The organism is Methanocrinis sp. (assembly GCF_049974945.1).
Lineage (GTDB): Archaea > Halobacteriota > Methanosarcinia > Methanotrichales > Methanotrichaceae > Methanocrinis.
This window is the reverse complement of the sequence record NZ_JBNGCU010000054.1, coordinates 1-12,354: the sequence shown is the minus strand read 5'-3', so window position 1 is coordinate 12,354 and position 12,354 is coordinate 1. Positions and strand designations below refer to the sequence as shown.

Annotated in this window: 18 protein-coding genes; 10 read left to right on the top strand and 8 right to left on the bottom strand. The window is 57.2% G+C overall.

Annotated elements, in window-relative coordinates:
- Positions 1-243 precede the first annotated feature (243 nt).
- Positions 244-513, bottom strand: coding sequence for a SemiSWEET family sugar transporter (locus ACP5EL_RS06685; RefSeq protein WP_428401735.1), 270 nt, complete (start codon positions 511-513; stop codon positions 244-246).
- 196 nt (positions 514-709) lie between these two features.
- Between ACP5EL_RS06685 and ACP5EL_RS06680 the strand changes: the two genes are divergently transcribed.
- The gene (locus ACP5EL_RS06680; protein ID WP_428401740.1) at positions 710-1,768 is read left to right on the top strand and encodes an ABC transporter substrate-binding protein; all 1,059 of its coding nucleotides are present in this window, start codon (positions 710-712) and stop codon (positions 1,766-1,768) included.
- Positions 1,769-1,884: 116 nt separating this feature from the next.
- Here the strand turns inward: ACP5EL_RS06680 and ACP5EL_RS06675 are convergent, their stop codons facing one another.
- From ACP5EL_RS06675 to ACP5EL_RS06660, 4 genes are all read right to left on the bottom strand, one after another.
- Positions 1,885-2,724 carry a sulfurtransferase gene (locus ACP5EL_RS06675; RefSeq protein ID WP_428401734.1) on the bottom strand — a complete coding sequence of 280 codons (840 nt, stop codon included), beginning with the start codon at positions 2,722-2,724 and terminating at the stop codon, positions 1,885-1,887.
- 116 nt (positions 2,725-2,840) lie between these two features.
- A complete protein-coding gene (gene arsB, locus ACP5EL_RS06670; protein WP_428401733.1) occupies positions 2,841-3,932 on the bottom strand; it encodes an ACR3 family arsenite efflux transporter in 1,092 nt (363 codons plus the stop codon).
- Positions 3,933-3,965: 33 nt separating this feature from the next.
- On the bottom strand, positions 3,966-4,367 hold the full coding sequence (locus ACP5EL_RS06665) for an ArsR/SmtB family transcription factor (RefSeq protein ID WP_428401732.1): 402 nt from the start codon (positions 4,365-4,367) through the stop codon (positions 3,966-3,968).
- Positions 4,368-4,377: 10 nt separating this feature from the next.
- The gene (locus ACP5EL_RS06660; RefSeq protein ID WP_428401731.1) at positions 4,378-4,521 is read right to left on the bottom strand and encodes a hypothetical protein; all 144 of its coding nucleotides are present in this window, start codon (positions 4,519-4,521) and stop codon (positions 4,378-4,380) included.
- Positions 4,522-4,975: 454 nt separating this feature from the next.
- Between ACP5EL_RS06660 and ACP5EL_RS06655 the strand changes: the two genes are divergently transcribed.
- The 9 genes from ACP5EL_RS06655 (at position 4,976) to arsM (ending at position 10,497) form a co-directional block, all read left to right on the top strand.
- The gene (locus tag ACP5EL_RS06655; RefSeq protein ID WP_428401730.1) at positions 4,976-5,539 is read left to right on the top strand and encodes a thioredoxin family protein; all 564 of its coding nucleotides are present in this window, start codon (positions 4,976-4,978) and stop codon (positions 5,537-5,539) included.
- A gap of 81 nt (positions 5,540-5,620) precedes the next feature.
- Positions 5,621-6,943, top strand: coding sequence for a cytochrome c biogenesis protein CcdA (locus ACP5EL_RS06650; protein ID WP_428401729.1), 1,323 nt, complete (start codon positions 5,621-5,623; stop codon positions 6,941-6,943).
- Between the two features lie 50 nt (positions 6,944-6,993).
- Positions 6,994-7,791 (top strand): (Fe-S)-binding protein, encoded by a 798-nt coding sequence (locus tag ACP5EL_RS06645; protein ID WP_428401739.1) that lies wholly within the window; start codon positions 6,994-6,996, stop codon positions 7,789-7,791.
- Positions 7,792-7,804: 13 nt separating this feature from the next.
- Positions 7,805-8,173 (top strand): DsrE/DsrF/TusD sulfur relay family protein, encoded by a 369-nt coding sequence (locus ACP5EL_RS06640; protein WP_428401728.1) that lies wholly within the window; start codon positions 7,805-7,807, stop codon positions 8,171-8,173.
- Positions 8,164-8,514 carry a DsrE family protein gene (locus tag ACP5EL_RS06635; protein WP_428401727.1) on the top strand — a complete coding sequence of 117 codons (351 nt, stop codon included), beginning with the start codon at positions 8,164-8,166 and terminating at the stop codon, positions 8,512-8,514. The genes ACP5EL_RS06640 and ACP5EL_RS06635 overlap by 10 nt, the downstream gene beginning before the upstream one ends.
- Before the next feature lie 20 nt (positions 8,515-8,534).
- Entirely contained in the window at positions 8,535-8,828 is a 294-nt protein-coding gene (locus ACP5EL_RS06630) for a DsrH/TusB family sulfur metabolism protein (protein WP_428401738.1), read from the top strand.
- A 27-nt stretch (positions 8,829-8,855) separates the two neighbouring features.
- Complete coding sequence (locus tag ACP5EL_RS06625; RefSeq protein ID WP_428401726.1) at positions 8,856-9,101, top strand: ferredoxin; 246 nt, start codon at positions 8,856-8,858, stop codon at positions 9,099-9,101.
- A 12-nt stretch (positions 9,102-9,113) separates the two neighbouring features.
- A complete protein-coding gene (locus ACP5EL_RS06620) occupies positions 9,114-9,614 on the top strand; it encodes an arsenate reductase ArsC (protein ID WP_428401725.1) in 501 nt (166 codons plus the stop codon).
- Between the two features lie 58 nt (positions 9,615-9,672).
- A complete protein-coding gene (gene arsM / locus ACP5EL_RS06615; RefSeq protein WP_428401737.1) occupies positions 9,673-10,497 on the top strand; it encodes an arsenite methyltransferase in 825 nt (274 codons plus the stop codon).
- An 87-nt stretch (positions 10,498-10,584) separates the two neighbouring features.
- Here arsM and ACP5EL_RS06610 read toward each other — a convergent pair whose 3' ends face one another.
- Genes ACP5EL_RS06610 through ACP5EL_RS06600 form a run of 3 tightly spaced genes read right to left on the bottom strand, consistent with a single transcriptional unit; the run spans position 10,585 to position 12,251 of the window.
- Positions 10,585-11,484, bottom strand: coding sequence for a permease (locus tag ACP5EL_RS06610; protein ID WP_428401736.1), 900 nt, complete (start codon positions 11,482-11,484; stop codon positions 10,585-10,587).
- A gap of 33 nt (positions 11,485-11,517) precedes the next feature.
- Positions 11,518-11,925 carry an ArsR/SmtB family transcription factor gene (locus ACP5EL_RS06605; protein WP_428401724.1) on the bottom strand — a complete coding sequence of 136 codons (408 nt, stop codon included), beginning with the start codon at positions 11,923-11,925 and terminating at the stop codon, positions 11,518-11,520.
- 26 nt (positions 11,926-11,951) lie between these two features.
- Positions 11,952-12,251 carry a hypothetical protein gene (locus tag ACP5EL_RS06600; RefSeq protein ID WP_428401723.1) on the bottom strand — a complete coding sequence of 100 codons (300 nt, stop codon included), beginning with the start codon at positions 12,249-12,251 and terminating at the stop codon, positions 11,952-11,954.
- Positions 12,252-12,354 lie beyond the last annotated feature (103 nt).

Here is a 12,354-nt window from a genome sequence, read left to right as displayed (position 1 = left end):
AAGTAGCCGAAGATCTCCAGCAGCTGGTCGATCTCCAGGAGGACCAAGGGCGGGGCGACGATCTCTTCGACGATGATGTAAAAGAGCTCCGCCGTCGCCAGAAGGACGACAAGAGCCATCATCCAGGTGAGCACCAGAAGAATCGCGTTCTGAAATTTGGTCAGCCTCTCCATCATGGAAATCCACCCTTTCGGACCCGACCCCGGCGAGCCGCCCTTTGATCTTAACCCATTTTTTATCTTCTTATCTGAAGTACCTTCTGGTGGTGTATCTGAAGTAGACGAAAAGCCCCAGGCCCAGGGTCGCGAGAGAGACGACGTTGGCCACGATCAGGGGAGAGTTTCTCAGGTGCAGGCCGTAGGCCATCCACAGAAAGACCCCGAGGCCCATCTGGACCATCATGACCAGGCTCACGTCGTCCACCGACTTCGTTCGCACCATCTTAAGGAGCTGTGGCAGAAATCCGAACATCGTCAGAGCCGCAGCGGCGTAGCCCACAATTTCCCACTCCATGGATATCGATCTCTTTTTAAGTTGAAATGCCGGCCATCGGCGGCCCCTAGGCCCGAGGTGTTGATCTCCTGCCCGTTAATCCGGTTTTCGGTCCCCTCCGAGAATTACAAATTAACGACCGAAATTCTTATTAATTAATAAACATCTTAAACGTTTACATTTAACAAGCCAGAAGGAGGCTCATATTTTGAGCAAAATGCCGTTAATTATAATTCTGATCCTGGGCGCCTGCCTGATTTCGGGGATGGCGAACGCCGCCGATTATCCCCTGACCATCACCGACTCTGCGGGAAGAGATGTGACCATCGGGGCTCCGGTCGAGAAGATCGTGGTCCTTCATTCCAACGCCGCCGAGGCGGTCAGCATTCTGGGTGAGACCTGCAAGATCGTTGGGACGACCGACAGCATCCCCAAGTATGCAGCTTACTACTTCTCCGACGTAATGGATGACTGGGAGATCGTGGGAACCTGGAGAGAGTTCGATTACGAGAAGATAGCCGACCTGGCCAAAAACGACGCTGGCGAGATCAAGCCCGGGTTGCTGGTGATAGCTTACGCCTACAACAACAAGGCAGCTGAGGTGGAGGAGAACCTGGCCCCCTTCGAGATGATCGACGTCGTGGGCCTCGACCTCTACAACCCCGAGACCCTGGAGGAGGAGATGACCATCCTGGGGACGATCCTGGACCGAGAATCTGAGGCTGAAAGCTACAACGACTGGGTCGCCGAGAAGAGGGCAGAGGTCGTCGATGCCGTTTCAGGCCTCGATAGGCCGAGGGTCTACGTCGAGGGGGGCTCCGGCGCCAACCTGGGGGCACTCTGGACCTACGGCCGGGGATCTGCCCCCGACGATATGATCTCCCTAGCCGGGGGTGAGAACGTCATCGACACCGACGAGGCCGAGCCGAAGGTGGAATGGGAGACGGTCCTCGCCGAGAGGCCCGAGGTGATCATCAAGGTGCCGGCATCGATAAACAAGCTCGGCTGGAGCGAGACGGCCGAGATGGAGACCTTCGTCGAGGAGATCGAAAGCCGTCCCGGCGCTGACGCCATCCCCGCCGTGGAGGACGGCAGGGCCTATGTCATCTTCAGGGACGTAACCCTGGGTACGGGAGCCGTCGTCGGCCTCACCTACTGGGCCAAGATCATCCATCCCGAGGCAGACCTGGACCCTGTCGAGGTCTACCGGGAGTACCTGGGGATGAGGGAGCTCGAATACCCGGAGGAGAACTTCTTCATATACCCGGCGATCTGAAAAAAAATGTCGGGCCATTGAGATAGAATCCAAAAATGGGTTTGTGCGCTGCTGGTCTTAGGGGAGCAGCGCAACCGTCTTTTTCGGCATCGTTTCTGTGCCGCCTTGATTGCCACTCAACTCTGATGGCCGAGCCAGTCGTTCCAGGTGTAGAGCCTGGCATCGTACCCCTGCAGCATCAGTGCGTACCAGACGATGGAGGCCTGGCCTCCGTTCTTTGTGTAGACGGCGACCGTCCGATCCTTTTCAAGATCGGAGAAGATCTCGGTGAGGGCGGAGTCATCCTTCAGCCAAGACCCTTCTATCACCCGGTTATAGTCGATGTTTATCGCCCCATCGATGTGGCCCGCTCCGAACTGGTCGGGGGCCCTGACGTCGACGACCGCGAAATTGCCGGAAGCGACGGATTCGTAATCTGCGAGAAGCTCCGGGCGGGGGTCGGGGATGTAGACGGCCTCTGCAATCGCCGAAGTCGCCCCAGATAAAGAGATGCCCGCTGCGGACCAGTCCTGCTGGGAACCCCGGAGGACTGCCACATTCTGGTGGCCCAGGTACTTCATGGCCCAGTATAGGAAGGTGGCGTCGCCGCAGGACAAGCAGTCGCCATAAATGACCAGATCGTCTTCCTCGCTGATCCCGGCCTTTCCGAGAACCCCGGCCAGATCGGCGATGGTTTTAAGAGATCCGTCAGCCTGTATGAGGCTCTTCGAGGGAAGGGCGATCGATCCCTCGATGTACGAGCCCTGAATCGGGGTGTTGCTGACGTAGGCGATCACGGGCTGCGAGTCGCCTTCGAGCCTCTCTTGCAGCTCCTGGGCGGTTAGGGAGGTGGAGAAGATCTCTTCATCGAGATCCGTCTCGTCTTCGTGTGCAACTTCAGCACCGATTTCCTCTTCGACACCCGCTCCGGCTTCAGTCCCCGTCGATGGGGCGGCCCCCTCCGACGATTCGTCCATTGTGTCCTCGAGCCATGCTTGGCCGCTCCAGGCGTCTGCACCTGCGCTGCAGCTGCATCCGGCCTGTGCACCGCTCGCAAGAGCGACCATGACAATTAGAAGCGATTCAACCATCGCTAGTTTACTTCGCATTCGGTATGCACTCCTTGAAAGTACCTATCTTTGAGATACAGCGATACGTTCACCAGACTTATCAAAACGGGAACCTCAACCAGGGGCCCGATCACTGCTGCGAAGGCCTCTCCGGAGTTGATGCCGAATACGGCGACGGCCACGGCGATGGCCAGCTCGAAGTTGTTGCTGGCGGCGGTGAAGGAGAGGGCCGCGGTATTTTCGTAGCTGACGCCCATCTTGTAGGATACGTAAAATCCGACGAGGAACATCAGCAGAAAGTAGATGATGAGAGGTATAGCGATCCTCACCACGTCGAAGGGAAGCTCGACTATGTACTCGCCCTTGAGGGAGAACATGACGATGATGGTGAAGAGGAGGGCGATCAGGGTCAGGGGAGATATCCGAGGGATGAACCTCTCCTCATACCAGGCCTTTCCCCTCCTCCTGATCAGGACGACCCGGGTGACGATCCCTGCGAGGAACGGTATCCCTAGATAGATGAAGACGCTTCTCGCGATCTCTCCGATCGTTATGGCCACCACAAACCCCTCGGCTATCCCGAGGATCGGCGGCAGGACGGTGATGAAGACGTAGGCGTAGACCGAGTAGAAGAGGACCTGGAAGATGGAGTTGAAGCCCACAAGGCCGGCGCAGTACTCGGTGCAGCCGCAGGCGAGCTCATTCCAGACGATCACCATGGCGATGCATCTTGCGATCCCGATCAGAATCAGACCCACCATGAAGTGGGGGTAGTCCCGGAGAAATATGATCGCGAGACCGAACATCAGGATCGGCCCCACGCCCCAGTTCAGAAAGAGGGAGAGGCCGAGGACCTTGGTGTCCCTGAAGACCTCACCCAGCTCCTCGTACTTCACCTTGGCCAGGGGCGGGTACATCATCAAGATGAGGCCGAAGGCGATGGGGATCGATGTGGTCCCCACCTGAAAGCCGGTTATCAGCTCCGAGACACCCGGGAAGAAGTAGCCCATCCCGATCCCCAGGATCATCGCCCCGAAGATCCAGACCGTAAGAAATCTGCTCAAAAGAGGGAGCCTGGCCCTTTCTTTCTCTATCTCGTTTTTTTTCTGGTTCATCGATCTCAAACACTTATATCAGCAGAGGGTCGTTCATCCATCCACCATCAGCCCCGCCAGGTTCATCATCTCGATGATCGCCCCCTCGGAGAGACGGTATCGGGACCACTTTCCATCTTTGCGCTCCCTCACCAGTCCAGCCCTCTTCAGGATGGATAAATGATGAGACGTTGAAGACTGGGGCCTGTCGAAGGCGGTCATGATCTCGCAGACACAGAGCTCACCCTCTCTTAGGATATGGAGGATCGATAGCCTGAAGGGGTCGGACATCGCCTTGAAGACCTCGGCCTCGGCAGCCAGAGCGGCCTCGTCTATGCTCTCGGTGAAGGTCTGAAGCTTTCGAGCCGCATTCTTGGCCTTGCACCGGTCTCCCGTCAGCCTCGCCAGCCTCTCAACGCACTGATCCAGGGGTTCAGGTTCTACGGCTTGCGTCATACCTATCAGCTCAGCAGCAAGAGCACCCGCCGGAGGGAAGGAGCATCTCCCCCTCCTTTTTCAGACATTCCTCGCATATCTTCACCCGCCCCCTCTCCCGGTGCTTCGCCTTAAAGAGGCGATCCGAATCTTTGCCGCATATCTCGCATCTCATCTGCACTCTATTCTCCCGACGGCATTGCATCGCCGTATCTCCTTTTGCCAGAAGGCCACCACATAAGCCTCTCAACTCAGAGTCATATCAAATCATTTCGATATATAAGATTGTTGATCCCCTCCACCTTCATTCCAGGCATCCGTATCTGGCAGTTTAATTCTGATTTTGGTTATTAATTCTAATTTTTGTAGCTCAAATCTGGTATATATGGCATAATTTCGTCTTAAAATCGATATTATATTTAGTTAATTGGTGTCAATGGATAGAAATATCCGACATCTATATATACGAGTATCGTCCTCCAAGAGATTGCTTCGGCCAGATGGGCCAAATCAGAGGTATTTAGATATCCAACTTTGTGGATATATAGGCACAAGACCGCGGCATAGATGCGGTCGGCTGAAGCTTTCGATCTGTGGTGTGAGAAAAAGTGGGGTTAAGATCAAATCAAATGTGGGAGTTGGTAAGCATAACGCATCTGACCAAGATTAAACTTTCTGCCCTGGTTATGGGCGCAGTCATGGTGGCAGGTCTCGTCGCCACCGTCTCGGCAGCAGAATACTCCGTCGGATCCGGACCCGATGACTGGTGGACATCGTATCCTGATCAATCTCCAGCCTCGGGCTCCGCCGTGAGCCACCCCGACTGGGTTCTGGATGCCCTTGAAGATAAGCCCGTCCTGATCTACTCCCATCTGGAATGCAGCTACTGCGTACCTCAGACTGAGGCCATAAATGAGATCGTGGACGAGTACGGCGATGATATCGAGTTCTATGAGATACTCGGCGACGGGAGCGACGAAAGGATCGAGGAGGCTTTTGCAGCCTATGATCCCAATGGCGGCACCTCTACTGTCCCCTTAACGGTAATCGTCACCCTGGTGGCGGGTGAGGATGGCGGGGCTGAGGTGGCCTGGCACAGCACCGAAGAGGTTACCGGCAAGGAATGGATCGAGGAGTACGTCCAGGATGCCATCGATTATCACGAGGAGAACGTCGGGGACTGGGACGCGTGATCGGAGATGAGATCTGATCACAAACATTTTTTAGTTGTAGGAGCACTCACCCTTTTAATCGTTCTCGTCGCCCTCTTCTCGTTGAATTCGACCCTCGGATCGAGCGCGGAGCCGATCCCGGCGCCGGACTTCGAGGCTGCAGACCAAAGCGGCCAAAACTTCTCCCTCAGCGACTTTGAGGGAGAGGTGGTGGTCCTTCACATAACGAACATAGAAAGCCCGCTATGCGTCGAGTGTGAGAAGACCCTGGCCGCCCAGATCGGCGAGCTTCAACGGCTGGTGGAGAATAAGCCCGACGTGAACCTCATAACCCTGAACGTCCGGAAGAGCCCCTACTCAAAAGACGGCCTGACCCTCTCGGAGAGCTGGTGGGACGCCGACGTCGGCTGGATCTGGGCCGAGGACTTCGAGCCTTACGAGATCGCCGGCAAGTACGTCGACTATACCAACTTCGAAGGAGGCTTCTCCAACCCCACCATCCTCCTGATCGATCGGGATGGGATGGTGGCGGGGGTCTATCACATCTACCAGCTGGGCCGAGGAGAGATCGACGGGATCCAGGATGCAGAGACCCTTCAAGCCAAGGTCGAGGCTCTGGAGAGGGGCGAATGGGCCGGGATGGAAGGGAGCGTCTCAATTCAGAATATCACGTTCCTGGGGATGTTCGGCCTGGGGGTCGTCACCTCCTTCTCGCCCTGCTCTCTCGCCCTACTCATCGCCATGTTCTCCTACATCATGACATCTCGAAGAAAGAGGGTTCTCTCTGACGACCAGGATTACGGCTCCTCGTCGAGAGAGGGGCTTTTGATCGGGGTAGCCTTCACCCTGGGCATGGCGATCGTCTTCTTCGTGGTGGGCCTCTTCATATCCAACCTGGGGGTATTCGTCCGGGACTCCCGGTTCTTCGACCTCGTGGCCGGGGCGATCCTGGTGATCCTGGGGATCAACGTCTTCAAGCCCATCGGCGAGATCATCGAGCCGATCAAGGCCCGACTCCCTTCAAGAGGAGAAGAGGATTTCAGGGAGAAGAAGGGCTTCATGGAGAGGGCCGCCAACCTGTCCATCGGCCTCTTCAAGCACTCCGTCTTCATCGGGGCCTTCACCTTAGGGGCCTTCTTCGCCCTCGGTTGGGCTCCCTGCGCCGTCTCCCTGGTATTTCCAGCCCTGATATGGCTGATGTCTCAGGACATATCTGTGCTGACCGGAGGTCTGATGCTCTTCGTCTTCGGGGTGGGCCACGGCGTTCCCATAATCCCCATCGCCACCTTCAGCAGGTCATTTGGGGGAAAGATTGGCGAGGAGTACCTGGCCATCGGAAAGGTGGTGGTCAAGTTCTTCGGGGTGACGATAATAGTCACTGGTCTCGTCTTTGCGGCCCGATACTTCGGCTACAAGCTCTGGTAGAGGACCAAAAAACATATAGTTGTGGCTACAAATTTATGGTGGGTGTTGAGATGCCGGGAAAGCCGGAAGAGATCAAGATGGTGAGCAACGCCATGGCCAACATACCGCGGAGGAAGATGATGGCCTTTCTCGTCGGGAGCGAAAAGACGGCGGAAGAGATCGGGGGGGCGATCGGCAAATCTATGCTCGACTACCACCTCAAGATCCTGCAACAAGCGGGGCTCATCGAGATGGAAGAGGGAAAAGTGAAGCTCTCCGAGTTCGGCAAGAACTTCATGGAGGGAAAGGCTGAGAAGACCCAGGACGCGAGCGCCGACCTCTCCGAGGCAAAGCCGGTGGCGATCACAGAGGTGAGGCAGCTTTTGCCCTGCATAGCCGACTCGACCAAGTTTCGGATCATCGCCAAGATGGCTCCGCCCCTGGGTGGCGCTCTCAAGCCTTTGGAGCCTTTATTCCCGAGGGGGAGGTACTCCGAGAGGATAGGTGCCCTGATAATCCAGCGGGGGGACGTATTGATCACCATCTATGGGACCGGTAACGTCACCATGACCATGATCAAAGACGAGGCCGAGGCCAGGGAAACCCTGGAGAGGCTGAAGGAGACGATAAACGAGGCTATATCAAAGGGCATGGCTCCGGCACCCCGGGAGAAGGTGAGGGTCGAGCCTATGGAGATCTATAAATATCTCCCCCAGACGAACTGCGGCGAGTGCGGCGAGCAGAGCTGCTACTCCTTCGCCATTCGGCTGATGAGCGGGGAGGTCTCCCTCGACCTCTGCACGCCCCTCAAAGACCCGAAGTACAGAGGGAACTTTGAGCATCTCCAGGTCTTGGTCGAGTACATCTGAGCCGGAGGCTCCTTTGAAGACCCTGACCATCATCCTCGCCGACGGCCCCTACATCTCCGAGTATGCCCATATAGCCTTCAGGATAGCCGATGCCGCCCTGAAAAGGTATCACGTGAACATATTCCTCTATCTTGACGCCGTTCACATCCCCCGCCTTGAGCAGAGCCCGGCCTTCTTCGCCGACGAGGGCGAGCTTTTCAAAGAGCTGGCGGAGAGGGGGGCGGTCATAAGGGCTTGCCCCCGGTGCGCCGCCGCCAGGGGCTATTCTGCAAACGAAGACGGCTCCTCGCGGGATTATCACGATGGGATAAAGATCACCAGCCTCTACGACCTCCCGGAGATGATCTCTGGAAGCGACGGGGTGATCACTCTATGCCGATGAGGTCGGTCTTCTACCTCCTCGACACCGCCCCTTACGGGTGCGAGAAGGCTTTCAGCCTCCTGAACGCCGCCGCCGTAAGCCTTGCAAGGATGGAGGTGACGGTGGGGCTCTACGGGGACGGGGCGTACCTCGCCCTGGGAGATCAGGACTCGCGGGCGCTCGCCATTCCAAACCTCGCCGATATCCTCCGCGCCTACGGCGAGATCAGAGTCCTCGCCCACGAGCCCTCGGTGGTCGATAGAGGGCTATTTTCCGAGGGGCTGGTGGAGACGGCGGAGCTCGTCGACGAGGAGGCCTTCCTGGAGGCGATGGAGGGCTCAGACTGTCTGATCCCACTTTGAAGGGGGATGGGAAATAGGTGATGATGATGGATGTATTTCTCCTGACAAAATCGCCCCAAAGCGAGAGGTCTGAGCTCTGCCTGAAGCTTCTGGCAAGGTCGGAGAGGTCGAGGCTCTACCTGGCTGGGGACGGGGTCTATCACCTGCTGAGCCAGGCCGGAACAATTCCGCCGTCCTGTGAGGTCTTCGCCTCCAAAGAGGACGTCTCCGCCCGGGGGGTCGTTCCGAGGAGGAGGGCGGAGGTTCGAGAGGACTTTTACGAGAGGCTCGTCGAGGATGTGATGGAAGGGGACGGTCGGTTCTTCACCTTCTGAGATCCCTTCCATGGAGATGGTAATTTTATGATTCTAGTGACCATAGAACGGGAGGGCTGCATCAGCTGCGGCCAGTGCTGGGGAAGCTGCCCCCAGCTCTTCATCGAGGATCACAGGGACGGAAAAAGCTCGATAATAGAGGGGTACAGGATCGCGGGAAAGCCGGACGAAGGGTCGGCCCCTGACCGATTTGAGGCTTGCCTCAAAGAGGCCGAGGAGGCCTGCCCTGCTGAGGTGATCCGGGTGAGCCCGATACAGCCGAGCTTCGACTGATGGGGTGGAGATATGGTTTCAGATGAAGGCGTTTTGGAGAAGAGGGAGGCGCGGGGAGATGGGGGTGAAGGGACGAGGAGGGGGAAGGTCCTCTTCCTCTGCACTCACAACTCGGCCCGATCTCAGATGGCAGAGGGGCTTTTGAGGGCTCTTTACGGGGATCGGTACCAGGCTTATAGCGCCGGGGTGGTGGCGACGGCCGTCGACCCCCGGGCCGTCTCCGTCATGATGGAGTTGGGGATTGATATCTCCGGCCAGCGCTCCAAGAGCGCCGAGGAGCTCGGAGATATCGTATTCGACCTGGCCGTCACCGTCTGCGAGAGGGCAAAAGAGGCCTGTCCCATCTGCAGCATCGACCTCGACCTCCCTTCGAGGGCCCCGAAGGCCCGAGAGGTCGTCCACAAAAGCTTCGAAGATCCCGCTGCGGTTACGGGATCAGAGGAGGAGCAGCTTCGCGCCTTCCGGAGGGCGAGAGACGAGATAAGAGAATGGATCGTCGAGAGGTTCGGATGAGCCAGAGACGGAGAGGATGCGTATAAATTTCAGAAGTTTGAAGTTGAAGGTGAGAGTTTTGGAAGATCAGGAAGTCAAACGAGTCGTGAAGGACAGGTACGGCCGCGTTGCAAGAGAGGCAGGCTCCTGCTGCTGCTCATCTACCTGCTGCGGGACCGCAAAGCCTCAGGAGATCGCAAAGAAGATCGGATACTCCGAGGAGGAGCTGGAGACCGCCCCTGCGGGATCGAACCTGGGCCTGGGCTGCGGAAACCCCATCGCTCTCGCGTCGATCCGAGAGGGGGAGACCGTCCTGGACCTGGGATCCGGCGCCGGGTTCGACTGCTTCTTAGCCGCAGAACGGGTCGGTCCGAGGGGGAGGGTCATCGGCGTGGACATGACCGGTGAGATGGTGGAGAAGGCTCGGGCCAACGCTGTCGCCAGTGGGTACGAAAACGTGGAGTTCAGGATTGGCGAGATCGAGAGGCTTCCGGTCGACGACGAATCTGTTGACCTGGTGATATCAAACTGCGTCATCAACCTCGTCCCGGACAAGAAGGCCGCCTTCAACGAGGCCTATCGGGTCCTGAGATTCGGCGGAAGGCTCGTCGTCTCGGACATCGTTCTTCGAGGAGAGCTGCCGGATTTCATCAGAGAGTCGGTGGAGGCCTACGTCGGATGCGTCTCCGGGGCGGCTGCCAAGGACGATTATCTCGCCTCGATGAGGTCGGCGGGGTTTGCAGAGGTGAAGGTGATGGACGAGGCGCCCTTCTCCCTGGACTGCGTTGCCAGCGACCCGACCGGCCGGGCAGCCCTGGACGGCCTGCAAGATGAGGATCTGAGGGGTGTCGAGGGGAGGATCGCCAGCATAAAAGTCATCGCCTTCAAGCCTGGCCGCGCGTGAGTGATCTCCAGGAAAAGATGGCGGGCGGGATCGCCCAGATTTTCGGGTGATTGTGGTTTGAGACCGCCCCACTCTCATATATCTCTTTTAGGTCACAGCCACGAAGTTGGCCAGAAATCCGACGGCCACTGCTATGCCGAAGATGGTGAGCAGAAACGCCGCAAGAAGCCTCTTCTCGAATATGGCAGAAAGAAGGGTCAGCTCCGGTATGCTGGCTCCGGCTCCGCCTATCACCAGAGCCAGGACGGCTCCGACGCTCATTCCCTTCTGGGTGAGCGCGAGGCCTATGGGGAGTATCGTCTCGGCCCGGATGTAGATCGGGACGCCTACGATGGCGGCAGCGGGAACGGCGAGGGGATTGCCCGGTCCCGCTATGCGAGAGATCAGTTCCTGGGGCACAAATCCGTGGATGAAAGCCCCGATCCCCGCTCCCAGAAGAAGGTATGGCAAAAGCTGGCGAAAGAGGGTGAAGGCGAAGGAGGCTGAACGTTGTACCCTTGATTTTGCGTCCGTTTCGCCGTCGTCATCCCGGCCTCGGATCGCCACCATCGGCTTCACTTGGCCCGCAAAGCCGAGACGGTCCAGGATTAGGCCGATGACGACCGCCGCCGTGAAGGTCGCAACAAAGTAGAGGGCTGTCACCTTCCAGCCCAAAAGCAGTATGAATAGGGAGATTATCACCGGATTCAGGAGCGGCGACGATAGGAGGAAGGCCATGGCAGCGGCGAAGGGCACCCCCGCGTTGAGCATCCCCAGGAGGAGGGGTATCGTCGAGCATGAGCAGAAGGGGGTGAGGGACCCAAAACCGGCCCCCAAGACCCCGCCCAAAAGCCTGTTTCGTCCACCCAGCATCTTCTTCACCGTCTCGTCCGGGACGTACTCCTGGATCAGCCCCACAAGAAAGGTCACCCCTATGAATAAGAGGACGAGCTCGACGGCGATCTCCACGAAGAAATCGACAGCTACAGCTAAGTTGTTCCATAACATCATATACGCCTTCAAAATTATAGTGCCAGGAAATTATTTTTTCTTCAGGACTTCAGCCTGTTTGAGCATCTCCAAGACGGCGCCGTCTGCGAGGCGGTAATAGGACCATTTGCCGTCTTTTCGTTCTCTTACCAGCCCCGCCTCCCTCAAGACGGAGAGGTGGTGGGACGTGGAGGACTGGCGCCTTTCGAGGGCGACCATGATCTCGCAGACGCAGAGCTCCCCCTCCTTGAGGATCTTGAGGATCCGAAGCCTGCAGGGATCGGCGACGGCCTTCAAGACCTCGACCTCTCCATCGGGGTCTTCTCTCTCTATCCTCTCCATCAGAGAAGAGAGTTTCTCGATCCTGCTTCTGGCCTTTTCCGGATCTCCGATGAGCCTCGCAAGGCTGCAGATCGCCTCATCGTCGATCTTTGAACCACCGCAAACCCTCTCTGGCATCCTCAACCGTCCCTCCGAAGGAGGATCTATCTATTCCTGGCCTCAAAGAAGCCCCGATATTCTCTCAAGAAGGCCTCCTTGTAGACCTCTTCGGCGCCCTCGGCTATGAAGTTGAACTTCTTTATTTCTTTTAAAAGCTCGTCGCCGGTGAGATCTTCGGGCTTCTTCCCTCTCTTGAGGTGCTCCTTGAACGTCTCATCCAGTCCCACTATCCCCACTTTCCTCCCTCCGACATCGATCTGGCGGGAGCCGACGATCTGGGTGCCGCAGCAGCCACATCCGCCGCCTTTTCCAAAAATTTTATCTTTAAGCATGGAAATTACCAAAGACGTATTGACCAATGTCGATATATAAGATTTGTGGTTAATGAAAATTGGGGATAAGATGATTATTTTTGGCAATTTAGAAAGCCATATATGACATATTTAG

Coding starts and splice junctions, on each gene's coding strand:
- ACP5EL_RS06655 (WP_428401730.1), top strand. CDS start 4,976: ATGTGGGAGTTGGTAAGCATAACGCATCTGACCAAGATTAAACTTTCT.
- ACP5EL_RS06635 (WP_428401727.1), top strand. CDS start 8,164: ATGCCGATGAGGTCGGTCTTCTACCTCCTCGACACCGCCCCTTACGGG.
- ACP5EL_RS06625 (WP_428401726.1), top strand. CDS start 8,856: ATGATTCTAGTGACCATAGAACGGGAGGGCTGCATCAGCTGCGGCCAG.
- ACP5EL_RS06620 (WP_428401725.1), top strand. CDS start 9,114: ATGGTTTCAGATGAAGGCGTTTTGGAGAAGAGGGAGGCGCGGGGAGAT.
- ACP5EL_RS06680 (WP_428401740.1), top strand. CDS start 710: ATGCCGTTAATTATAATTCTGATCCTGGGCGCCTGCCTGATTTCGGGG.
- ACP5EL_RS06610 (WP_428401736.1), bottom strand. CDS start 11,484: ATGTTATGGAACAACTTAGCTGTAGCTGTCGATTTCTTCGTGGAGATC.
- ACP5EL_RS06665 (WP_428401732.1), bottom strand. CDS start 4,367: ATGACGCAAGCCGTAGAACCTGAACCCCTGGATCAGTGCGTTGAGAGG.
- ACP5EL_RS06645 (WP_428401739.1), top strand. CDS start 6,994: ATGCCGGGAAAGCCGGAAGAGATCAAGATGGTGAGCAACGCCATGGCC.
- ACP5EL_RS06660 (WP_428401731.1), bottom strand. CDS start 4,521: ATGAGATGCGAGATATGCGGCAAAGATTCGGATCGCCTCTTTAAGGCG.
- arsB (WP_428401733.1), bottom strand. CDS start 3,932: ATGAACCAGAAAAAAAACGAGATAGAGAAAGAAAGGGCCAGGCTCCCT.
- ACP5EL_RS06605 (WP_428401724.1), bottom strand. CDS start 11,925: ATGCCAGAGAGGGTTTGCGGTGGTTCAAAGATCGACGATGAGGCGATC.
- ACP5EL_RS06675 (WP_428401734.1), bottom strand. CDS start 2,724: ATGGACGAATCGTCGGAGGGGGCCGCCCCATCGACGGGGACTGAAGCC.
- ACP5EL_RS06685 (WP_428401735.1), bottom strand. CDS start 513: ATGGAGTGGGAAATTGTGGGCTACGCCGCTGCGGCTCTGACGATGTTC.
- ACP5EL_RS06630 (WP_428401738.1), top strand. CDS start 8,535: ATGATGATGGATGTATTTCTCCTGACAAAATCGCCCCAAAGCGAGAGG.